The sequence below is a fragment of the Streptomyces sp. NP160 genome, from assembly GCF_006335115.1.
Taxonomy (GTDB): domain Bacteria; phylum Actinomycetota; class Actinomycetes; order Actinomycetales; family Quadrisphaeraceae; genus Quadrisphaera.
Genome location: NZ_VDMJ01000030.1, coordinates 1 through 20,601 on the forward strand (window position 1 = coordinate 1; position 20,601 = coordinate 20,601).

The window sequence follows — 20,601 nt, forward strand, 5'->3', positions numbered from 1 at the left end:
GCTGGAACCAGTTGCGGCCGGTGGGGTTGGCGGTCTTGACGTCTTCGATGGAGGTGGTGCCCAGGGTGGACAGGGTGAAGGGGATGCCGGCGGCGGCGGCGGCGCTGGCGCCGGCGGTCTCGCCTTCGGTCTGCATGAGGCGGGTGAAGCCGGTGGGGGCGATGCCGAAGGGCATCGCGGAGGGGCCGCCCAACACCGTGCAGGTGGTGTCGACGTGGGCGACGTCCCTGAGCACCCGGGGGTGGAACTCGACGTCGTGGAAGGCTTGGCGGGCGCGGGTGATGGAGATCTCGGCTTCGGCGGAGCCGTCGGTGTAGTCGAAGGCGGCCTTGGGGGTGCGGCGCTTGGCGATGGTGCGCAGGTCCTCGATGGTCAGGGCTGCCTGCAGGCGGCGTTTGCGGCCGTCCAGGGTGGGCTTCTTGAGCCGCACGTGCTCGAGCAGCTCGGCGGGCCTGGGAACCTGTCGCTGGACCATCGTCGGGTGGGCCTTCCTGGGTCGTGTCAGTGCTGGGTGGTGCGGGCGCGCGCGCTGAACGTCTGCGGCGGGGACGAGCGCGCCACGACGGCGCGCAGCGCCTCGAGGTCTCCGCTGATGAGGCGGTGGGTGCGGGCTTGGACCAGCAGGTTCCCCATCGCCGTCGCCTCCACCGGCCCGGCGACGACGGGCAGTCCGGTCAGGTCCGCCGCGAGCTGGCACAGCAGCGCGTTCTGAGCCCCACCGCCGACCAGGTGCACCGTGCGCGTGGTGCGCCCGGTGAGCCTGTCGACGTCGCGGACGGTGGCCGCGTAGGCCTGCGCGAGGCTCGCCAGGATGCTGCGGACCAGCTCGGGCGCCGATGCCGGCACCGGCTGTCCCTGCTCGGTGAGCAGGGCGGCGATGCGGGCGGGCACGTCGCCCGGGGCCATCAGCCGCGGGTCGTTCGCGTCGAAGGTGGGGACGTCCGGGCGCACGAGCGCCGCCTGCTCCAGGAGGGTGGCCAGGTCGTGATCCTGCCCGGCCTTGGCCCAGGTGCGCAGCGACTCCGAGAGCAGCCACAGGCCCATGACGTTCTTGAGGAACCTCACGCGCCCGTCGACGCCCCCCTCGTTGGTGAACCCCGCCCGGCGCGCCTCGTCAGTGGCGACCGCCGTCTCGAGCTCGGCGCCGACCAGCGACCAGGTGCCGCAGGAGATGTACACGGCGTCCTCGGCGCGCATCGGCACCGCGGCCACCGCCGAGGCGGTGTCGTGGGAGCCCACCGTGGTGAGGGTGAGCCCGTCGGCGATGCCGAACTCGGCCCTCGCCTGCGCCGAGAGCTCGCCGACCACCGTGCCCGGCTCGACCACCTCGGGGAACAGCGTCACGGGCAGGTCCAGCCGGCGCAGCAGCTCGGTGTCCCAGCCACCGCCCCCGACCGGTACCAGGCCGGTGGTGGAGGCGTTGGTGCGCTCGGCGACCTGGCGTCCTGTGGCCCAGTAGCCGAGCAGGTCGGGGATGAGCAGCAGCCTGTCGGCGAGCTCCAGCTCACCGCTGGCGCGCGCGGCGGCCAGCTGGAACAGGGTGTTGAACGGCAGGTGCTGCAGCCCGTTGCGCTGGAACAGCTCCTCGGGCCCCACCTGGGCGTGCACCGCCCGGACGCCGTCGTCGTTGCGCTCGTCGCGGTAGTGGTACGGGTTCCCGAGCAGCCGGCCCTCACGCAGCAGCCCGTGGTCCACCGCCCAGGAGTCCACCGCCGCTCCCACCAGCCCCGGCTCCTCCCGCGAGGCACGGCCCAGCCCCTGCATCGCGGCGGAGTACAGGGACAGCACGTCCCAGTGCAGCCCGTCGGGCAGGCGAACGGGGCGGTTCTCGAAGCGCGCGAGGTGACGCAGGTGCAGCTGCTCGCCGCCCCGCCCACCCTCGAGGGTGCCGGTGATGACCCGGCCGCTGGTGGCGCCGAGGTCGACCGCGGCGACGCTGCTCATCGCCGGCTCACCGCAGGAATGCGGCGGCCACGCCCGCGTCGACCGGGACGTGCAGCCCGGTGGTGTGGCTGAAGTCCGGTCCGGTGATGGCGGCGACGGCGTTGGCGACGTTCTCGGGCAGCACCTCGCGCTTGAGGATGGTGCGCTGGGCGTAGAACTTCCCCAGGTCGCCCTCGTCGATGCCGTAGGTCTTGGCGCGGTTGGCGCCCCACCCGGAGGCGAAGATGCCCGAGCCGCGCACCACCCCGTCGGGGTTGATGCCGTTGACCTTCACCCCGTGCTCGCCGAGCTCGACGGCCAGCAGGCGCACCTGGTGGGCCTGGTCGGCCTTCGTGGCGGAGTAGGCGATGTTGTTCGGCCCGGCGAAGACGGAGTTCTTGCTCGAGATGTAGACGACGTCGCCGCCCAGCCCCTGCTCGATGAGCGGGCGCGCGGCGGCCTTGGAGACCAGGAAGGAGCCCTTGGCCATGACGTCGTGCTGCAGGTCCCAGTCCTTCGCGGTGGTCTCCAGCAGCGGCTTGGACAGGGACAGCCCGGCGTTGTTCACCACCAGGTCGATCCCCCCGAAGGCCAGCACCGCCGCCTCGACGGCGGTGGCGACGGCGGCCTCGTCGGTGACGTCCGCGGCGACCCCGACGGCGACGTCGCTGCTGACCCTCGCGCCGGTCTGCGCGGCGATCTCCTCGGCGGCGGCCTGCGCCTTCCCCAGGTCCAGGTCGGCGACGACGACGCAGGCGCCCTCCGCCGCGAGGCGGGTGGCGATGGCCTTGCCGATGCCGGAGGCGGCTCCGGTGACCAGCGCGATGCGGGTGGCGTGGCTCTTCGGCTTCGGCAGGCGGGCGAGCTTGGCCTCCTCCAGCGCCCAGTACTCGATGCGGAACTTCTCCGACTCGGCGATGGGGGAGTAGGTGGAGACCGCCTCGGCGCCGCGCATGACGTTGATGGCGTTGAGGTAGAACTCGCCCGCCACGCGGGCGGTCTGCTTGTCCTTGCCGTAGCTGAGCATGCCCACGCCGGGCACGAGGACGATCGCCGGGTCCGCCCCGCGGATGGCGGGGCTGTCGGCGTCGGCGTGGCGGTCGTAGTAGGCCTGGTAGTCCTCGCGGTAGGCGGTGTGCAGCTCGCGCAGCCGGGCGGTGGCCTCCTCGACCGTCGCCGTGGTCGGCAGGTCCAGCACCATCGGCTTGACCTTGGTGCGCAGGAAGTGGTCCGGGCAGGAGGTGCCCAGGGCCGCCAGGCGCGGCAGCGCCTCCCGGGCGAGGAAGTCGAGCACCCGGGGGTCGTCGGTGAAGTGACCGACCACGGGGTGGTCGTGGCTGGCGAGCCCGCGGACCGCGGGGGCCAGGGCAGCGGCGCGGGTGCGGCGCTCAGCCTCGGGCAGCGCCTCGAAGCCGGGGCGGACCGGGCCGAAGGGCTCCGCACTGCCCTTCTGGTCGATGTGCGCCTGGGCCGTGGCGATGATCCACAGGGAGTTGGCCTCGGCCTGCTCGGAGGTCTCGCCCCAGGCGGTGATGCCGTGCCCGCCGAGGATGCAGCCGACGGCGTCGGGGTTGGCCTCCTTCACCGCGGCGATGTCCAGGCCGAGCTGGAAGCCGGGGCGCCGCCACGGCACCCACACGACCTTCGGTCCGAAGACCTCCTTCGTCAGGGCCTCGCCGTCGGCGGCGGTGGCGATGGCGATGCCGGCGTCGGGGTGCAGGTGGTCGACGTGGGCGGCGTCGACCAGGGCGTGCATGGCGGTGTCGATGGAGGGGGCTGCGCCGCCCCTGCCGAACAGGCAGTGGTCGAAGGCGGCGACCATCTCGTCCTCGCGCTCCACCCCGGGGTAGACCTCGCGCAGGGCGCGGACCCGGTCCAGGTGCAGGACCGCCAGGCCGGACTCGGTCAGGGTGCCCAGGTCACCGCCGGAGCCCTTCACCCACAGCAGGTCGACCTCCTGGCCGGTCACCGGGTCGGTGGCGGTGCCCTTGGCGGAGGTGTTGCCGCCGGCGTAGTTGGTGTTCGCCGGGTCGGCGCCGAGCCGGTGCGAGCGGGCGATCAGGTCGGCGGCGGTGGGGTTGGTCATGGCGTCCTCGGGGGGTGGCGGGTCGTCGCTGGTCGGGGCCGAGCGGTGCTCAGGCGCCCCAGGAGGCCTGGGACCCGCCGATGCGCTCGGCGGCGACGCGGTCGAGGTACCCGGTGGCGGCGAAGGCGGCGTAGGGGTCGCGCGGCAGGCCGCGGCTCTCGCGGAGGTCGGCGAGCAGGTCGCGGACGTCGGTGTTGTAGGCGTCCATGAGGACGCCGTTCGCGCCGAGCACGTCACCGGCCGCCTGGGCCGCCGCCAGCGCCTCGCGGTCGACCAGGAGCGCCTTGGCGGTGGCCTCCTGGACGTTGGTCACCGAGCGGATCTGGCCGGGGATCTTCGGCTCGATGTTGTGGCACTGGTCGAGCATGAAGTTGACCCCGGAGCCGGGCAGGTGGGCGCCGGCGCTCACGATCTCGCTCATGATGCGGAACAGCTGGAACGGGTCGGCGGCGCCGACGATGAGGTCGTCGTCGGCGTAGAAGCGGCTGTTGAAGTCGAAGGCGCCGAGGCGGCCAGCGCGCAGCAGCTGCGCCACGACGAACTCGATGTTGGTGCCGGGCGCGTGGTGGCCGGTGTCGAGCACCACGGAGGCCTGCTCGCCCAGGGCCAGGCAGTGCAGCAGCGAGGTGCCCCAGTCCGGCACGTCGGTGGCGTAGAACGCCGGCTCGAAGAACTTGTACTCGAGCAGCAGGCGCATGTCGTCGTCCAAGGCTGCGTAGACCTGCGCGAGGCCCTCGGCGAGGCGGTCCTGGCGGGCGCGCAGGTCGTCCTGGCCGGGGTAGTTCAGCCCGTCGGCCAGCCAGACCTTGAGGTCCTTCGACCCGGTCTCGCGCATGACGTCGATGCACGCCAGGTGGTGCTGGACGGCCTTGGCGCGCACGCGGGCGTCGGGGTTGCACAGCGAGCCGAGGCGGTAGTCGTCGTCCTGGAAGACGTTGGAGTTGATGGCGCCGATGCTCACGCCCTCGTCGGCGGCGTGCGCGGCGAGCTTGCCGAAGTCGTCCACGAGGTCCCAGGGGATGTGCAGCGAGACGCGCGGGGCGGCTCCGGTGTGGCGGTGCACCTGCGCGGCGTCGCTGATCTTCTCGAAGGGGTCACGGGGCACACCGGGGGTGGAGAACACCTTGAAGCGGGTGCCGGAGTTGCCGAAGGCCCAGCTCGGCAGCTCGATCGTCTGCTGGGCCAGGGCCGCCAGCGCTTCGTCGCGCAGGTCTGACACGGGAGCTCCGTCCGTCGATGAAACGATTCAGACACGCTAGCCGGGTACGTCGCCCATCGTCAACGCCCCTGCCGGGCGCACGTCAGGCCCCCAGGGTGCCCGGGGGCGGCTAGCGTGCCGACGTGGTGGTGGGCATCAAGGACGTCGCGCGCGAGGCCGGGGTGTCCGTCGGCACCGTCAGCAACGTGCTCAACCGCCCCGACAGCGTCAGCCCCGCCAAGCGCGCCTTGGTCGAGGCCGCCGTCGTGCGCCTGGGGTACGTGCGCAACGAGTCGGCCCGCCAGCTGCGGGCGGGGTCCTCGCGCACCATCGCCCTGGTGGTGCTCGACGTGGCCAACCCGTTCTTCGCCGACGTCATCGCCGGCGCGGAGGAGGCTGCCGAGGACGTCGGCGCCCTCGTCGTCGTCTCCAACAGCGCGGGGAACCCCGACCGCGAGGCGCGGCACCTCGCGCGCCTCGAGGCCCAGCGCGTCATGGGGGTGCTCCTGTCGCCGGTGCGGGAGGGGGAGAACCCCGCAGTCGCGGAGCTCGAGCGGCGCGGCACGCCGGTCGTGCTGGTCGACAGGGTCTCGGAGTCCGCCGCCGCACCCTCGGTCGCGGTGGACGACGTGCGCGGCGGCCGGCTGGCGGGGGAGCACCTGCTCTCCCTCGGGCACCGCCGCATCGCCTTCGTCGGGGGGCCGGACCACCTCGGGCAGGTGCGCGACCGCCTCGCCGGGCTCCGCACTGCCGCCGGCGGCGCGGGTGCCCAGGGTGGCGCCGCCGCGGTGGAGGTCGTGCCCAGCGACGACATGTCGGTGCGCGCCGGCAGCGCCGCGGCAGCGCGCCTGTTCGCCCAGTGGCCCGACCCCGCGGACCGGCCGACGGCGGTCTTCTGCGCCAACGACCTGCTGGCCCTCGGCGTGCTCAACGAGTGCGTGCGCCGCGGGGTGCGCGTCCCGCACGAGCTGGCGCTGGTGGGGTACGACGACATCGGCTACGCCGGCACGGCGGCGGTGCCCCTCACCTCCGTGCGCCAGCCCCGCGAGCTGCTGGGGCGCACGGCGGTCGAGCTGCTGCTGGAGGCTGTCGAGGGGGCGGCGGGCGAGGACGCCCGCGGTGAGGGGCGCCACGTGCAGTTCGTCCCCGAGCTCGTCGTCCGCGAGTCGACCCGCTCCTCGCGCTGAGGCCCCCAGCCCCGCGACCCGTCCGGGGCGCGGAGCCGTCGTCATCACGAAGTGCTTGACGGCACTGCGGCCGGACGCGTACGTTCCCGCCACTGAAACGATTCATTGACGGTGGCCGGGACATCCCGCCACCGCCCGTCTCGACGAGGAGACCCCGTGAAGGTGCCCCGCTCCCGCCTGCTCGCAGCCCTGGTGGCCGCCCCCCTCCTGCTCACCGGCTGCAGCGCCGGCTCCCTGGGCTCCTCCTCCGACGACGCCGGTGGCGGCACGACCATCACCTTCCTGGTGGACACCGCCGACTCGAGCGTGAAGCCCGCCGAGGCCCTCGCCGAGGCGTTCCACGAGCAGAACCCCGACATCACCGTCGAGGTCGAGACGCGCCCGGGCGGCACCGACGGCGACAACCTCGTCAAGACGCGCCTGTCGACCGGGACGATGGACGACGTCTTCCTCTACAACTCGGGGTCGCTCTTCCAGCAGATCGACCCGGCGAAGAACCTGGTGCCCATCACCGACCAGCCCTACGCCGCCGACATCGACGAGTCCTTCAAGCCCAACGCCTCTGCGGGCGGAGAGCTGTACGGCGCCCCGATCGGCACGGCCATGGGCGGCGGCGTGCTCTACAACCGCGACGTCTACTCCCAGCTCGGGCTGTCCGTGCCCACCACGTGGCAGCAGTTCATCGAGAACAGCCAGAAGATCAAGGACTCCGGCGGTGGTGTCGCCCCGGTCGTCCAGACCTACGGCGACACCTGGACGTCCCAGCTCTTCGTCCTCGGTGACTTCCACAACGTGGCTGCGGCCGAACCGACCTTCGCGGACGACTTCACCGCCAACAAGGCGAAGTTCGCCACCGACCCCGCCGCCCTCAAGGGCTTCGAGCACCTCCAGCAGGTCCACGATGCAGGCCTGACCAACACCGACTTCGCCTCCGCCACCCTCGCGGACGGCCTGCGGATGGTCGCCGACGGCACCGGCGCCCAGTACCCGATGCTGTCGGCCATCGCCGCTGGAGGCCTCGCCACCGCTGCCGGGGGGAACACGGACTCGGTCGGCTTCTTCGCGCTGCCCGGGGACGACGCCGCCAGCAACGGCCTCACGGCCTGGTACCCGGCGGGCGCCTACATCCCCAAGAGCACGAGCGGCGCGGAGCTCGAGGCGGCGAAGGCGTTCCTGGGGTTCATCGCCAGCCCCGCGGGCTGCGACGCGCAGACGTCGGCGTCCGCGCCGACCGGCCCGTACCTCGTGTCCGGCTGCGAGCTGCCGAGCGACACCTCGCAGCTCACCAAGGACGTCGTGAAGTACTTCGACGACGGGAAGCAGAGCCCGGCGCTGGAGTTCCTCTCCCCGGTGAAGGGCCCGAGCCTGGAGCAGATCACCGTGCAGGTGGGCTCCGGGATCAGCACCGCCGCGCAGGGCGCCGCCCTCTACGACCAGGACGTCGAGAAGCAGGCGCAGCAGCTCGGCCTCGCCGGCTGGTGACCTCCCTCCCCACCCGCCCCGGCCCGCACGCAGCGGGCCGGGGCGGGGGCCCCCCGACCGCACCCACCCCAGGAGGAGCCGTGGCCAGCACCACGACAGCGCTCCCGCCGGTGCCGCCGGCACCGGCCGGCCAGCCGCGCGCGACGCGCCGCGGGCGCCGAGGCAGCCCCTACCCGAGCTGGTTCTACCTGCCGGCCGCGGTCATCTACGGGGGGATCTTCCTGCTGCCGACGTTCGCGTCGTTCTACTTCAGCCTCACCCGCTGGAACTTCAACAGCTCGGAGTTCATCGGGCTGGGGAACTTCGTGCAGTTCTTCCGCGAGCCCGCGCTCGTGAAGGGCTTCGTCAACACGCTCGTCTTCGGTGCGGTGACCTCCGTCCTCAAGGTCGTCCTCGGGATGGCCCTCGGCGTGCTCCTCACCAGCCAGATCATCGGCCGCGGCTACCTGCGCTCGGTGGTGTTCTTCCCGGTGCTGGTCTCCACCATCGGAGTGGGCATCACCTTCACCGCGCTCATGAACCCCACCCGTGGCCTCATCAACCAGGTCATCGGCCTGGTGGGCGTCACCGGCCCCGGCTGGCTCACCGACCCGCAGATCGCGCTGCTGTCCGTGGCCCTCGTCGACGTCTGGAAGGGGGTGGGCCTGGCCACCGTCATCTACATCGCGGGCATCGTCTCCATCCCGCAGGAGTACACCGAGGCTGCCGCCGTCGACGGCGCCTCCGCCTGGCAGCGCTTCCGCAACGTCACGCTGCCGCTGTCGTGGCCGGCCACGTCCACCGTCGTCACCCTCAGCCTCATCGGCGGGCTGCGCTCGTTCGACCTCATCTGGGCGATGACGCGCGGTGGTCCCGGCTTCACCTCCGACGTCATCGCCTCGGTCATCTACAAGCAGTACCAGGCCGGCTTCTACGGCCTCTCGACCGCCGGCAACGTCGTCCTGTTCCTCGTCGTCACCGCCGTCGTCGTCCCGCTGACGCGCTGGCTGGCCAAGAAGGAGGTGGCCCTGTGATGCGCACCGCCCAGCGCTGGTGGGTCGGCGCCCTGGCGATCGCCGCCAGCGTCGTCGTCTTCCTCGTGCCGTTCGCCTTCATCGTGCTGCAGGCCGGCAAGGACGCCACCGACGCCTCCCGGCTGAGCTTCTCCTGGCCCGAGCGGCCGCAGTTCGTGGAGAACCTCGTGGCGGTGCTCGAGTCGCGCGACTACATCCTCATCATCGCGTTCATCAACAGCACGATCCTCACGGTCGTCTCGGTGGCGTTCCTCGTGGTCCTCGGCGCGATGGTCGCCTTCGTGCTCCAGCGGCGCACCACCCGCTGGACCGGCCTCATCAACTTCCTCGTGCTGGCCGGTCTCATCGTGCCGCCGGCCGTGGTGCCCACCATCTGGGTGCTCCAGGGCATCGGCCTGTTCGGCACCATGCCGGGGCTCGTCCTCGTGGAGGTCGCCTTCGGGCTGTCCTTCTCGGTGCTGCTGTTCCGCGCCTTCATCTCCTCGATCCCGCGCGAGCTGGACGAGGCGGCGATCATCGACGGCGCTGGCCCGCTGCGCCTGTTCTTCCGCGTGGTCTTCCCGCTGCTGCGCTCGGTGGTGGTCACGGTGGTCGTCGTGCAGTCGGTGGCCGTCTTCAACGACTTCGCCAACCCGCTGTACTTCCTGCCCGGCGAGCAGAACGCGACGGTGCAGCTGACGCTCTTCAACTTCCAGAGCCAGTACAACACCAGCTTCAACCTGCTCTTCATGAACATCCTCCTCATCACCATCCCGCCGCTGGTGATGTACGTGTTCTTCAACCGCCAGATCGTGGCCGGCATGACGTCCGGCGCCGTCAAGGGCTGACAGGAGCTCCTCGCGTGACCACCACCTCGCCCGCTGCCGGGCCGACCGCACTCGACGGAACCGCCGTGGACCTCCTCGAGCGCGCCACCCTCCTCACCGCCGACGGCGCCGCCCGCGGCGAGGTGGTGGTGCTCTCCGGCGAGCTGCAGCTCGAGCGGCCGCGCTCGGCGGTCGTGAGCGCCCGCGTCGCGGCGACCGCGCAGGGCGTCTACGACCTCGCGCTCGACGGTGCCCCCGTGGGGGAGGACCTCCTGGCGCCCGGCTGGACCGCCTACGAGTGGCGGCTGCAGGTGCAGGAGCACGACGTCACCGACGCCGTGCGCGCCGGCGCGGGCGGACGGGTGCGCCTCTCCGCCCGCCTGGGCAACGGCTGGTGGCGCGGCGGTCTGGGGTTCGCCGCGGCGAACGCCGACTACGGCGACGAGACCGGCCTGCTCGCCGTCCTGGAGGTCACCTACGACGACGGCGCGGTGCAGCGCCTGGCCACCGCCGCCGACGGCTCGTGGACCGCCGCCACCTGCGAGGTCGTGGAGAACTCCCTCTACGGCGGCGAGCGCGTGGACGCCCGCCTGCGCGACCGCCCCGGTCGTGGCCTCTCCGTGCGCGAGGGGGCGTTCGAGCGCGAGGACGGACGCGGCGGCCGGCGGCTCGTGCCGCAGGTCGCCGCACCCGTGCGCCGCCAGGAGGTGCTCAGGGCCCAGCGCGTCTGGACCTCGCCCTCCGGCGCGACCCTCGTCGACGTCGGCCAGAACCTCGTCGGGTGGGTCAGGCTCGCGGTGCCCGGTGCGCCGGACCTCGCGGGCGCCGAGGTGGTGCTGCGCCACGCCGAGGTGCTCGAGGGCGGTGAGCTGGGCACCCGTCCGCTGCGCGGCGCCGCTGCCACGGACGTCTTCGTGCTCTCCGGCGCGGACGTCGACGTCTTCGAGCCGTCCTTCACCTTCCACGGCTTCCGCTACGTCGAGGTGACCGGCTTCCCCGGTGACCACGACGCGCTCGCCGAGGCGCTGGAGGCCGTCGTCGTCGGGTCCCAGCTGCGGCGCACCGGGACCTTCGCCTGTTCCGAGCCCCTGGTCGACCAGCTGGTCAGCAACTCGGTGTGGGGGCAGAAGGGCAACTTCCTCTCGGTCCCCACCGACTGCCCGCAGCGCGACGAGCGGCTCGGCTGGACCGGCGACATCGCCGTCTACGCACCGACGGCCGCCTTCCAGTTCGACGTGGCCGACTTCCTGCACTCCTGGCTGCTCGACGTGCCCTGCGAGATGTCCCACCGCCCCGACGGTGCGGTGCCGGTGACCGTCCCGGACGTGCTCAAGCACGCCCGCTTCGACGGGCCGCCGCCCTTCCCCGAGGTGGGTGCGCAGGCGATCTGGTCCGACGCGGCGGCGTGGGTGCCGCTGGCGCTGTGGACCGCGTACGGAGACCTCGACAGGCTCGCCGCCCACTACCCGGGGGTGCTGGCGCACATCGCGTCGGTGGAGCCGCTGCTGTCGCCGTCGGGCCTGTGGGACTCCGGCATGCAGCTGGCCGACTGGCTCGACCCCGACGCTCCGCCGGATGCCCCCTGGCAGGCCAAGGCCCACCCGGGCGTGGTCGCCACCGCGAGCTTCCACCGGTCGGTGGCGTTCGCCGCGGAGGCGGCGCGGCTGCTGGGCCACGACGACGACGCCGAGCGCCTGACCGTCCTGGCCGCTCGGCTGCGCACGGCGTTCCGGGCCGCCTACGTGCACCGCGCCGCGGCCGACGCCCCCGACGGCGCCACGGGCCTGCGCGTGGAGTCCGACTGCGCCACGGTCTACGCCCTGGCGGTGTGCTTCGGGATGCTCGAGGACGACGAGGAGCAGGCGGCCGCGGACCGGCTCGCCCAGCTCGTGGAGTCCGCCGGCCACCGGGTGTCCACCGGCTTCGCCGGCACGCCCTACGTCACCTGGGCGCTGTCCGAGCACGGCCATGTCGAGACCGCCTACCGGCTGCTGCTGGAGACGGGCTGCCCGTCCTGGCTCTACACGGTCTCGATGGGCGCCACCACCGTCTGGGAGCGGTGGGACTCGATGCTGCCCGACGGGTCCATCAACCCCGGGGAGATGACCTCGTTCAACCACTACGCGCTCGGCGCCGTGTGCGACTGGGTCTACCAGGTGGTGGGCGGACTGCGGCCCGCGGAACCCGGCTACCGCCGGGTGCGCGTGCAGCCCGTGCCCGGACCCGGCATCACGTGGGCCAGCACGGCGCTCGACTCGCCCGTCGGCCGCATCGAGGTCGACTGGCGCAGCGAGGGCGGTGAGCTGTCGGTGCGGGTGTCGCTGCCGGAGGGCGTCCCCGCCGACGTCGTGCTCCCCGACGGCACGGCGCGCGCCGTGGTCGGCGGGGAGCACGAGCTGCGCTGCTCGGTCTGAGCGGCTCGCCCGTCAGCCGGTCGTGCGCTCCCGCGAGGGGTGCGCGACCGGCTCCCCGCTGACGTCGAGCGGCTCGACGAGGAGCCCGTCGAGGTGGCGCTGGACGTCGTCGGCGATGTCGACGTCGACCCCGCTGAGCCACAGCAGCTGGAGGCCCTCCGTGACGGCCAGCAGGCTGTTCGCCGCGCGCCGCGGCTCGACGCCCGGGCGAAGGCCGCCTTCGGCCCGGACGGCCGCGAAGGCCCCGGCCACGGCGTCGGCGATGCGCGTGAAGCGCTCGGCGAAGTACGCGTGGGCCGGGTGGTCGGGGTCGGTCGCCTCCGCCGCGAGCACCGCGTAGAGCTGCACGGTGCCGCGCTGCTCGCGCTGGGTCCGGGAGATCTCCACCAGGCCGGCGAGGAAGTCGCGGCCGGTGCGTCCCGTCAGGAGCCCCTCGGCTGCGGCGTCGCGCTGCTCGAGCACGGCGCGCAGCAGCGCGACCTTGCCGCCGGCGAAGTGGTGCAGGACCCCGGTCTGCGTCATGCCGACCTCGCGCGCCACCTCCGCCAGGGAGCTGGCGGTGTACCCGCCGCGGGCGAAGACGGCGGCAGCCGCCTCGAGGATCTGGGCCCGTCGCTCGGCGCTCTTGCGGTACTCGCCACGGGGTCCGGCCACTCGGGGAGGCTAGCGTCGACCAAAAACCTTGACCTACCAATGTTTTCACCCTACCGTCGAGCCACCCCGGACGCGGGGCCGTCACCGTCGACACCGGTCACCGCCGCACCACCGCGGTGTGACCCCGGCAAGGGAGCCGTCATGACCACGCCCCTGCACGTCCCCCCCACCGACCCGGCACCGGTCGCCAGCCCCGACCCCCTGGCGGCCGCGGTCCTGACGACCGGCTCCGCTCCGGGCGCGGTCCCACCCGCCGCCCCACCGACCCGCCGCGGCTTCGTCGCGCTGCTGGTCCTCGCGGCCGTCGGAGCGGGCGCTGCGCAGATGGTCGCGGCGCTGCTGTCCCTCACCCTCAAGGCCACGGCCCTCGACGCCGCGGGCGCCACCACGATCATCAGCCTCTCCAGCGGCATCGCCGGTGTCGTGACGCTGCTGACGCTCCCGACCATCGGCGCGCTGTCCGACCGCACCCGCTCGCGGTTCGGGCGCCGCCGCCCCTACCTCGTCGCCTCCGCGGGGTCCTTCGCCCTCGGCGGTGCCCTGCTGGTCGTGGCGCCGAACGTCCCCCTCTTCGTCGCCGCGCACCTGCTCATCACGCTCGGCTTCGTGGCGGCCAGCGTCACCACCACCGCCCTGCTCGCCGACCAGGTCCCCGCGGACCGCCGTGGCCCCGCCGCTGCGTTCCTCAGCCTCTCCACCGCCATGGGCGCGCTGGTGGGCCTCACCATCGCCCAGCCCTTCGGCGCGCAGCTCGCGCTGGTCGTGGGCCTGCCCACCGCCTTCGCCGTCGTCACCCTCGTCCTGCTGGCCGTCTTCCTCCGCGAGGAGCGCCTCACCGCGCCGCCGGCCCGCTTCGCCCTGCGCCAGGCCGTCGGCGTCTTCTGGGTCGACCCCGTCCGCCACCCCGACTTCGCCCTCGTGTTCGCCAGCCGCATGCTCGTCTTCTCCGGCGTCGCAGCGCTCAACGGGTACCAGGCCATCTACCTGCTGCAGGAGATCGGGCTGACGCCGGCCGGCCTCGGCGGCGCCATCCTGCTGACCGTGGTGGTCAACTGCGGCCTGTCGCTGCTCGTCGCGCCGTTCATCGGCAGGCTCAGCGACCGGCTCGGCGTGCGCAGGCCGTTCATCCTCGTCGCCGCGCTCATCCTCGGCGCCGGGCTCGTGGCTGCCTCGGCCGCCACCGGCTTCCCCTCCTACCTCGTCGCCTGCGGCGTGGTGGCGCTGGGCCAGGGCGTGTACTTCGCCGTCGAGCTGGCGCTGGCCACGCGCGTGCTGCCCGACCCGGAGAACCCCGCCAAGGACCTGGCGCTCGTCAAGGTCGCCGACAACCTGCCCGTCACCCTCGTCGCCGCCGTCGCTCCCGCCCTGCTCGCCATCGGCGGCGGGGGGAACTTCGCAGCGCTGTTCATCGCCGGTGCCGCCAGCGCCGTGCTCGGCGGTGTGCTCATCCTCTTCGTCCGCGGCTCCCGCTGAGCAGAGCGCGCTGACCCCGCACGACCCGCGACCCCAGGAGACCCCCGTGACCCAGCGCTTCCCCGACGGCTTCCTCTGGGGCGTCGCCACCTCCGGCCACCAGGTCGAGGGCGACGACGTCCACAGCGACACCTGGTTCCTCGAGCACGTCTCGCCGACGCTCTTCGCAGAGCCCAGCGGTGCCGCCTGCAGGACGCTGGAGCGCTGGCAGGAGGACCTGGACCTCGCCGCCGGCATGGGCCTGGACGCCTTCCGCTTCTCCGTGGAGTGGGCGCGCGTGGAGCCGGTGCGCGGGCAGGTGGACCCCGCGGCGCTCGACCACTACGAGCGCGTGGTGGACGGCTGCCTCGAGCGGGGGCTCGCCCCGCTGGTGACGTTCAACCACTTCACCTCGCCGCACTGGTTCGCGGCGTCCGGGTCCTGGCTGGCCCTCGGTGCGGCGGAGCTGTTCGCCGCGCAGTGCGAGCGCGTGGTGGCGCGCTTCGGCGACCGCATCCGCGCCGCGGTGACGCTCAACGAGCCGAACCTCGAGCAGCTGCTCACCGCCGGCGGCAAGCTGCCGCCGGTGGCCGAGCAGGTCAAGCGGGACATGCTCGCCGCGGCGGCGCGGGCCGCGGGCAGCGCGACCTACCTCAGCTCCAACGTCGTCCCCTCCGACCTGCAGCACGAGGTGCAGGCGGCCACCACCGCCGCGCACCGCACCGCACGGGCCGCGGTCAAGGCCCTCCGGCCCGACCTGCCGGTGGGCGTGTCGATCGCCATCTGCGACGACGCCGCCCTGCCGGGGGGCGAGGCGCGCCGCGACGCGCGGCGCGCCGCCGTCTACGACCACTGGCTCCGGGTGGCGCGCGAGGACGACTTCATCGGCGTGCAGAACTACGAGCGCGTCGTGCACGGCCCGCACGGTGAGGTGGTGCCGCCCGGCCCGCGCAACGGGATGGGCACGGCCATCGAGCCGGCGTCGCTGGCGGGGGCCGTGAGGTACGCCCACGAGGTCTCGGGCGTCCCCGTGCTCGTCACCGAGCACGGGATCCAGACCGACGACGACGGCCAGCGCGCCGCCTTCATCCCCGCGGCCCTCGACGAGCTGGCGCGCGAGGTGGCCGAGGGCACCCCCGTGCTCGGCTACTGCCACTGGACGCTGCTCGACAACTTCGAGTGGATCTTCGGCTACGGGCCCAAGCTCGGCCTGGTGTCGGTGGACCGGGAGACCTTCGAGCGCACGCCCAAGCCCAGCGCCGGCGTCTACGCCGGCGTCGTGGCCACCCACCGCCCCGTCCCCGTGGCATGACGGTTCCGGTGCAGGGGAGCGCTCCCCGCCACGAGCTGGTCTACGCCCAGCGGGACAGCGGTCCGCTGGTGCTCGACCTCGTGCTGCCGGCGCAGCCCGCGGCTCTGCGCCCGACCGCGGCACCTGCTCCCGTGGTGGTGTGGCTGCACGGCGGCGGGTGGTTCACCGGCGACCGCCACCTGGCACCTGACCTGACGCGGTGGTTCGCCGCTCGCGGGCTGGCCATGGCCTCGATCGAGTACCGCCTCAGCGGTCAGGCCCTCTTCCCCGCCCAGCTCCACGACGTGCGCGCCGCGGTGCGGTTCCTGCGGGCGCACGCCGACGAGCTCGGCCTCGACGCCGAGCGCATCGGCCTGTGGGGCTCCTCGGCCGGTGGGCACCTGGCAGCGCTGGCCGGCCTCACCGGGCACGTGCACGCGCTGCCCGGTGAGGACGTCGGCGCCGACGATCCGAGCGCTGCGGTGCAGGCGGTGGCCGAGGGGTACGGCCCGGTCGACCTCGAGCGCGTCGTGGCCGAGGCGCCGACCTCGGCGCCGCCGGCGATGAGCGGGGCCAACGCCCCCGAGGCCCGGCTGCTGGGCGGCCTGCCGTCCGAGCGCCGCGAGCTGGCGCGTGACGCGTGCCTGCTGACGCACGTGACGGACGCCGCACCGCCGTTCCAGATCGCGCACGGCACCGAGGACGTGCTCGTGCGCGCCAGCCAGAGCGCACTGCTCCACGAGGCCCTCGTGGCGGCCGGGGTCGAGAGCTCCCTGCACCTGGTGGCGGGCTACCGGCACGGCTTCCTCAACCCCGCCGGGGCCGTGGAGGTGCCCGGTCCTCCCGTCTTCGACGACGGGCGCCTCGAGCGCGAAGGGGCAGCTCCCTCGGCGTGCCGGTGGTCCGTGCCCGGTGCCGAGGAGCGCACGGGGCCGAGCAGCTTCAGCTTCGACGTGGTGGGTGACTTCCTCGCCCGCCACCTGGGCGTCTACGACGACGGACGAGGAGAGGGGTCACAGCGGTGAGCATCGACCTGGAGGTGGTGCACGGTCTCTCGCCGGTGCGCAACGCGCTCCCGGGGGAGCCGGTGCCCTACGCCGTCGCCCACGGCGAGGGGCTGCGCTACGAGCTGGACGGACAGCTCTGGACCGTCTTCGCCCGCGCCTCGGACACCGGGGGGCTGTTCGACGCCGCGTGGGTCGACGGCCCGCGCGGCTCGGTGGTCGCCCCGCACGCGCACCGCGACCAGCAGCGGTCCTTCGTCGTCGTCAAGGGCAGCGTCCGCGTGCAGCTGGGTGCGTCGGCGCGCGTGCTCGTGCCGGGGGACTCGTTCACCGTCCCCGCCGGGACGCCCGTCGGCTGGCGCTTCCTCGCGCACACCACCCGGCTGCTCGTGTGGGCCGCGCCGGGAGGTGCCCTCGACCTGGTGGAGCGCCTGGGCACGCCGGTGGACGTCCACGCGCACCGTGACGCCCCGTCCGGACCGCCCGCGCCCGGACTGCGCCGCGAGGCCGGGGAGGCCCTGGGCGTGACCTTCCCGTCGGTGGAGGAGGTCCTGACGTCCGACGCGTGGGACGCGGAGCTCCCCGCGGGCGTGGAGCCGTACTTCCTGCGCGCGGGGGAGGGCGACCGCCTGCGCACGCCCGACGCGCTGTACACCTACCTCTCCCGGGGCAGGAACACCGACCACCGCTACTTCGCCATCCACACCGTCGGAGCCCCCGGGCAGTACTTCGGGCGGCACTTCCACCGCCAGCACACCGAGAACTTCGTGTGCCTCGCGGGCCGGGTGTGGCTGTGGGTCAACGGCACCGAGCTGCTGCTCACCCCGGGCGACTTCGTGCACGCGCCCGCCGGGACCATCCACACGTTCGCCTTCGACGCCCACCGCACCGAGATGCTCGGGATCCTCAGCCCCGACGTCTTCGAGCCGTTCTTCGGCGTCCTCGGCTCGTCCACGCAGGACCGCTCCTACGCCGAGCCGGGCACGATGAGCAGCCGGGAGACGGACCTCGTGGGCCCTCCTCCGGTGCACGTGCTGCAGAAGCTGCAGGACGAGCTCGACCTCGTCCTGGTCGGGCCTCCCCCCCAGCGCCTCGCCGGACGGGACGTCTGAGCCCAGCGGGTCCCGCGAGGGGGCCTGAGGCCGCCGGCCAGCTCGGCGACCTCTGCCGCGGCGTGCTCAGGTGGTGCTCGTGCCCTGCTGGGACGGCGCGACCGCGGTGCCGCTGCCAGGTGCGGCGCCGAGCTGGCCGCCCTGGCTGCTCTGGTCAGGTGCGGCAGCGCCGCCCGGCCCGGAGGGCGAGCCCTGGAGCCCGGTGCTGCCCTGGAGCCCGGTGCCGCCCGGTGCGGTGCCCTGCCCGGGCAGGCCCATCCCTCCCGCGCCGCCGGGGCCGCCCTGCCCGAAACCGGTGGCGCTCGCCCCGGACGTCTGGGCGGCGGGGGCCGTCACGCGGCCGATCCCGACACCGCCGACCAGACCGATGGCGAGTGCGCCTGACGCCACCAGCGCCGTGACGCGGTGCCCGCGCCGCGCAGGTGCGACGTCGTCGTCGGCCGTCGACGTCACCGGCGGTGCGGGCCAGGAGGGGGAGGACGACGACGGCGGGACGTCGGGGGAGCGGTGCTGCGCGTCAGCGGACATGCCAGGACGGTCGGAGCGGGGTCTGCCCCGGCCCTGGGGAGCCCCTGTGGCCGTGCTGTGGAGCGGCCGCCGCCCGCGCACAGGTGCAGCCTCCACAGGTCGGTCACAGCGATCCCACAGGTGCGTGCACCGCTCCAGCCCGAGACTCCTCCTGTGACCACCACCGACACCCTCGTGCGCGCTGACGGCAGCCCCCTGCGCGCGCTCGTCGTCGACGACGAGCCCCAGCTGGCCGACCTGGTCTCCATGGCGCTGCGCTACGAGGGCTGGCAGGTGCGCTCCGCGGGTGACGGCGCTGCGGCGGTGAAGGCGGCGCACGAGCTGCGCCCCGACGTCGTCGTCCTGGACGTCATGCTCCCCGACGTCGACGGCCTCACCCTGCTGCGCCGCCTGCGCGAGGAGGCACCGGACGTGCCGGTGCTGTTCCTCACCGCGAAGGACTCGGTCGAGGACCGCGTGGCCGGTATCCGCGCCGGTGGCGACGACTACGTCACCAAGCCGTTCAGCCTCGAGGAGGTCATCGCGCGCCTGCGGGGCCTGGTCCGACGCACGGGCGTGGTCGCCCGGCGAGATGACCCGCGCCTCGTGGTCGGTGACCTGACGATGGACGAGGAGGGCCACGAGGTCTTCCGCGGTGACGACGAGATCACCCTCACGGCCACCGAGTTCGAGCTGCTGCGCCTGCTCATGCGCAACCCCCGGAAGGTGCTCAGCAAGGCGCACATCCTGGACCGGGTGTGGAACTACGACTTCGGCGGGCAGGCGAACGTGGTGGAGCTGTACATCTCCTACCTGCGCAAGAAGGTCGACGCCGGCCGCCAGCCCATGATCCACACGGTGCGCGGCGTCGGGTACGTGCTCAAGCCCGCCCGGTGAGCGGGCCGGTGACCCCGGTGGGCCGTCTCGTCCCGGTGCGCGCGTGGTCGCTGCGCACCAAGCTCGTCGTCGCCCTCGTGGTGCTCGTCGCCGTGGTGTGCGCCGTGGTGGGCACCGCGACCGTCGTCGCCCTGCGCCAGCTGCAGCTGGCCCAGCTCGACACCCAGCTGGTCACGTCCGCCGAGCGAGCCCCCTTCGCCGGTGATGGCTCCCGGTCGGCGCCCCCGGGCTCGCAGCCGCAGTTCCAGGACCGCTGCCCGTCCTCCACGGCCGACGAGGAGGCCGCCGCCAGCGGCATCGGGTTCCTGCTGGCACCTGGTCAGCAGCCGGGCACGCTGGCGGCGCGGGTCTCCGGCGGGCAGGTGGTGGCCGCCGCCTCCCTCGAGGGGTTCTGCGCGGTCACGGCGAGCAGCGCCGACACCGCCGCGCTGGCGGGCGTCGTCGCTGACGGGACGCCGCGCACCGTCGACGTCGGCTCCCTCGGCACCTACCGCGTCGTCGGGGTCCCCGCCGACGACGGCGGTGACGTGCTGATCACCGGCGTCCCGCTGTCCGGCCTGCAGGCGACGCAGCGCCGGCTCGTGGAGGTCGAGCTGGTCGTCGCGCTGCTCGCCATGCTGCTCGCGGGCCTCGCCGCGGCCGTCGTCGTGCGGCGCTCGCTGCGGCCGCTGCGCCGGGTCGCGGCGACCGCCGCCCAGGTCAGCGCCATGGAGCTGGACCGGGGCGAGGTCGACCTGGCCGTGCGCGTCCCCGAGCGCGACACCGACACCCGCACCGAGGTCGGCCAGGTCGGCGCGGCGCTGGACACCCTCCTCACCCGCGTCGGCTCGGCGCTGTCGGCGCGGCACGAGAGCGAGCTGCGGGTCCGGCAGTTCGTGGCCGACGCCAGCCACGAGCTGCGCACCCCTCTCGCCTCCATCCGCGGCTACGCCGAGCTGGTCAACCGCGATCCGGCCGCCCTGCCGCCGAGCGCCGCGCACGCCGTCGGCCGGGTGGAGTCCGAGGCCAAGCGCATGACCGGGCTCGTGGAGGACCTCCTGCTGCTGGCGCGCCTGGACGCGGGCCGTCCGCTGGAGACCGAGCTGGTGGACCTGACGAGGCTGCTGCTGGACGCCGTCAGCGACGCCTCCGCCGTCGGGCGCGACCACGTCTGGCGCCTGGAGCTGCCCGACGAGCCCGTCGAGGTGGTCGGCGACTCCGCGCGCCTCCACCAGGTGCTGGCCAACCTGCTCGCCAACGCCCGCACCCACACCCCGCCGGGAACCACCGTCACGGCGGGGCTGGCGACGACGACGCCCGGCCAGGTGGTGCTGTCCGTGCTCGACGACGGTCCGGGCATCGCTCCGGACCTGCTGCCGCACGTCTTCGACAGGTTCGCGCGTGGCGACGGCTCCCGGTCGCGCGCCGCCGGCAGCAGCGGACTGGGGCTCGCGATCGTGTCCGCCATCGTCGCCTCCACCGGGGGGACCGTCGACGTCACCTCCCGACCGGGACAGACCGCCTTCCTGGTCCGGCTCCCCGTCGCACCCCTCGAGGCCGCCGACCCCGACCCCGCAGAGGAGCCATAGCCGGCGC

Annotated in this window: 17 protein-coding genes; 11 read left to right on the forward strand and 6 right to left on the reverse strand. The window is 73.8% G+C overall.

Annotation, left to right across the window (positions count from 1 at the left end; all coding sequences use genetic code 11):
* The 4 genes from FHN55_RS15760 to rhaI all read right to left on the reverse strand — a co-directional run.
* Positions 1-475: alpha-hydroxy-acid oxidizing protein (locus FHN55_RS15760; RefSeq protein ID WP_180357879.1), on the reverse strand; the 475-nt coding region annotated here is incomplete at its 3' end.
* Between the two features lie 26 nt (positions 476-501).
* Positions 502-1,944 (reverse strand): rhamnulokinase family protein, encoded by a 1,443-nt coding sequence (locus FHN55_RS15765; protein ID WP_139713290.1) that lies wholly within the window; start codon positions 1,942-1,944, stop codon positions 502-504.
* 7 nt (positions 1,945-1,951) lie between these two features.
* Positions 1,952-4,009, reverse strand: a complete 2,058-nt coding sequence (locus FHN55_RS15770; RefSeq protein WP_139713291.1) for a bifunctional aldolase/short-chain dehydrogenase — start codon at positions 4,007-4,009, stop codon at positions 1,952-1,954.
* Between the two features lie 49 nt (positions 4,010-4,058).
* On the reverse strand, positions 4,059-5,219 hold the full coding sequence (gene rhaI, locus FHN55_RS15775; RefSeq protein ID WP_218974733.1) for an L-rhamnose isomerase: 1,161 nt from the start codon (positions 5,217-5,219) through the stop codon (positions 4,059-4,061).
* 134 nt (positions 5,220-5,353) lie between these two features.
* Here rhaI and FHN55_RS15780 point away from each other — a divergent pair, with 134 nt between their 5' ends.
* The 5 genes from FHN55_RS15780 to FHN55_RS15800 all read left to right on the forward strand — a co-directional run bounded on the left by FHN55_RS15780 (position 5,354) and on the right by FHN55_RS15800 (position 12,109).
* Positions 5,354-6,394 carry a LacI family DNA-binding transcriptional regulator gene (locus FHN55_RS15780; protein ID WP_139713343.1) on the forward strand — a complete coding sequence of 347 codons (1,041 nt, stop codon included), beginning with the start codon at positions 5,354-5,356 and terminating at the stop codon, positions 6,392-6,394.
* A gap of 156 nt (positions 6,395-6,550) precedes the next feature.
* The gene (locus tag FHN55_RS15785) at positions 6,551-7,876 is read left to right on the forward strand and encodes an ABC transporter substrate-binding protein (protein ID WP_139713293.1); all 1,326 of its coding nucleotides are present in this window, start codon (positions 6,551-6,553) and stop codon (positions 7,874-7,876) included.
* 80 nt (positions 7,877-7,956) lie between these two features.
* A complete protein-coding gene (locus FHN55_RS15790; RefSeq protein ID WP_218974724.1) occupies positions 7,957-8,889 on the forward strand; it encodes a carbohydrate ABC transporter permease in 933 nt (310 codons plus the stop codon).
* Entirely contained in the window at positions 8,889-9,716 is an 828-nt protein-coding gene (locus FHN55_RS15795; RefSeq protein WP_139713345.1) for a carbohydrate ABC transporter permease, read from the forward strand. The genes FHN55_RS15790 and FHN55_RS15795 overlap by 1 nt, the downstream gene beginning before the upstream one ends.
* Before the next feature lie 14 nt (positions 9,717-9,730).
* The gene (locus tag FHN55_RS15800) at positions 9,731-12,109 is read left to right on the forward strand and encodes a family 78 glycoside hydrolase catalytic domain (protein WP_218974725.1); all 2,379 of its coding nucleotides are present in this window, start codon (positions 9,731-9,733) and stop codon (positions 12,107-12,109) included.
* A 12-nt stretch (positions 12,110-12,121) separates the two neighbouring features.
* Here the strand turns inward: FHN55_RS15800 and FHN55_RS15805 are convergent, their stop codons facing one another.
* Positions 12,122-12,763, reverse strand: a complete 642-nt coding sequence (locus FHN55_RS15805) for a TetR/AcrR family transcriptional regulator (RefSeq protein ID WP_139713294.1) — start codon at positions 12,761-12,763, stop codon at positions 12,122-12,124.
* 141 nt (positions 12,764-12,904) lie between these two features.
* On the opposite strand from FHN55_RS15805, the gene FHN55_RS15810 reads away from it, so the two are divergent.
* Genes FHN55_RS15810 through FHN55_RS15825 form a run of 4 tightly spaced genes read left to right on the forward strand, consistent with a single transcriptional unit; the run spans position 12,905 to position 17,622 of the window.
* A complete protein-coding gene (locus tag FHN55_RS15810; protein WP_180357880.1) occupies positions 12,905-14,236 on the forward strand; it encodes an MFS transporter in 1,332 nt (443 codons plus the stop codon).
* A 46-nt stretch (positions 14,237-14,282) separates the two neighbouring features.
* Positions 14,283-15,527 (forward strand): family 1 glycosylhydrolase, encoded by a 1,245-nt coding sequence (locus FHN55_RS15815; RefSeq protein ID WP_139713296.1) that lies wholly within the window; start codon positions 14,283-14,285, stop codon positions 15,525-15,527.
* A gap of 8 nt (positions 15,528-15,535) precedes the next feature.
* Positions 15,536-16,531 (forward strand): alpha/beta hydrolase, encoded by a 996-nt coding sequence (locus FHN55_RS15820; RefSeq protein WP_218974726.1) that lies wholly within the window; start codon positions 15,536-15,538, stop codon positions 16,529-16,531.
* Positions 16,528-17,622, forward strand: a complete 1,095-nt coding sequence (locus FHN55_RS15825; RefSeq protein ID WP_139713298.1) for a quercetin 2,3-dioxygenase — start codon at positions 16,528-16,530, stop codon at positions 17,620-17,622. The genes FHN55_RS15820 and FHN55_RS15825 overlap by 4 nt, the downstream gene beginning before the upstream one ends.
* A 66-nt stretch (positions 17,623-17,688) precedes the next feature.
* Here the strand turns inward: FHN55_RS15825 and FHN55_RS15830 are convergent, their stop codons facing one another.
* Complete coding sequence (locus tag FHN55_RS15830) at positions 17,689-18,150, reverse strand: hypothetical protein (RefSeq protein WP_139713299.1); 462 nt, start codon at positions 18,148-18,150, stop codon at positions 17,689-17,691.
* 153 nt (positions 18,151-18,303) lie between these two features.
* Between FHN55_RS15830 and FHN55_RS15835 the strand changes: the two genes are divergently transcribed.
* Together FHN55_RS15835 and FHN55_RS15840 are read left to right on the forward strand one after the other, a co-directional pair.
* Positions 18,304-19,026 carry a response regulator transcription factor gene (locus FHN55_RS15835; RefSeq protein ID WP_180357881.1) on the forward strand — a complete coding sequence of 241 codons (723 nt, stop codon included), beginning with the start codon at positions 18,304-18,306 and terminating at the stop codon, positions 19,024-19,026.
* Positions 19,023-20,594, forward strand: a complete 1,572-nt coding sequence (locus tag FHN55_RS15840; protein ID WP_139713301.1) for a cell wall metabolism sensor histidine kinase WalK — start codon at positions 19,023-19,025, stop codon at positions 20,592-20,594. Before FHN55_RS15835 ends, FHN55_RS15840 begins: the two co-directional genes overlap by 4 nt.
* Positions 20,595-20,601 lie beyond the last annotated feature (7 nt).

What these genes read in the sequence shown, in the direction of transcription:
- FHN55_RS15770 (WP_139713291.1), bottom strand. Translation starts at nt 4,009, where the DNA reads ATGACCAACCCCACCGCCGCCGACCTGATCGCCCGCTCGCACCGGCTC.
- FHN55_RS15810 (WP_180357880.1), top strand. Translation starts at nt 12,905, where the DNA reads ATGACCACGCCCCTGCACGTCCCCCCCACCGACCCGGCACCGGTCGCC.
- FHN55_RS15795 (WP_139713345.1), top strand. Translation starts at nt 8,889, where the DNA reads ATGCGCACCGCCCAGCGCTGGTGGGTCGGCGCCCTGGCGATCGCCGCC.
- FHN55_RS15765 (WP_139713290.1), bottom strand. Translation starts at nt 1,944, where the DNA reads ATGAGCAGCGTCGCCGCGGTCGACCTCGGCGCCACCAGCGGCCGGGTC.
- FHN55_RS15830 (WP_139713299.1), bottom strand. Translation starts at nt 18,150, where the DNA reads ATGTCCGCTGACGCGCAGCACCGCTCCCCCGACGTCCCGCCGTCGTCG.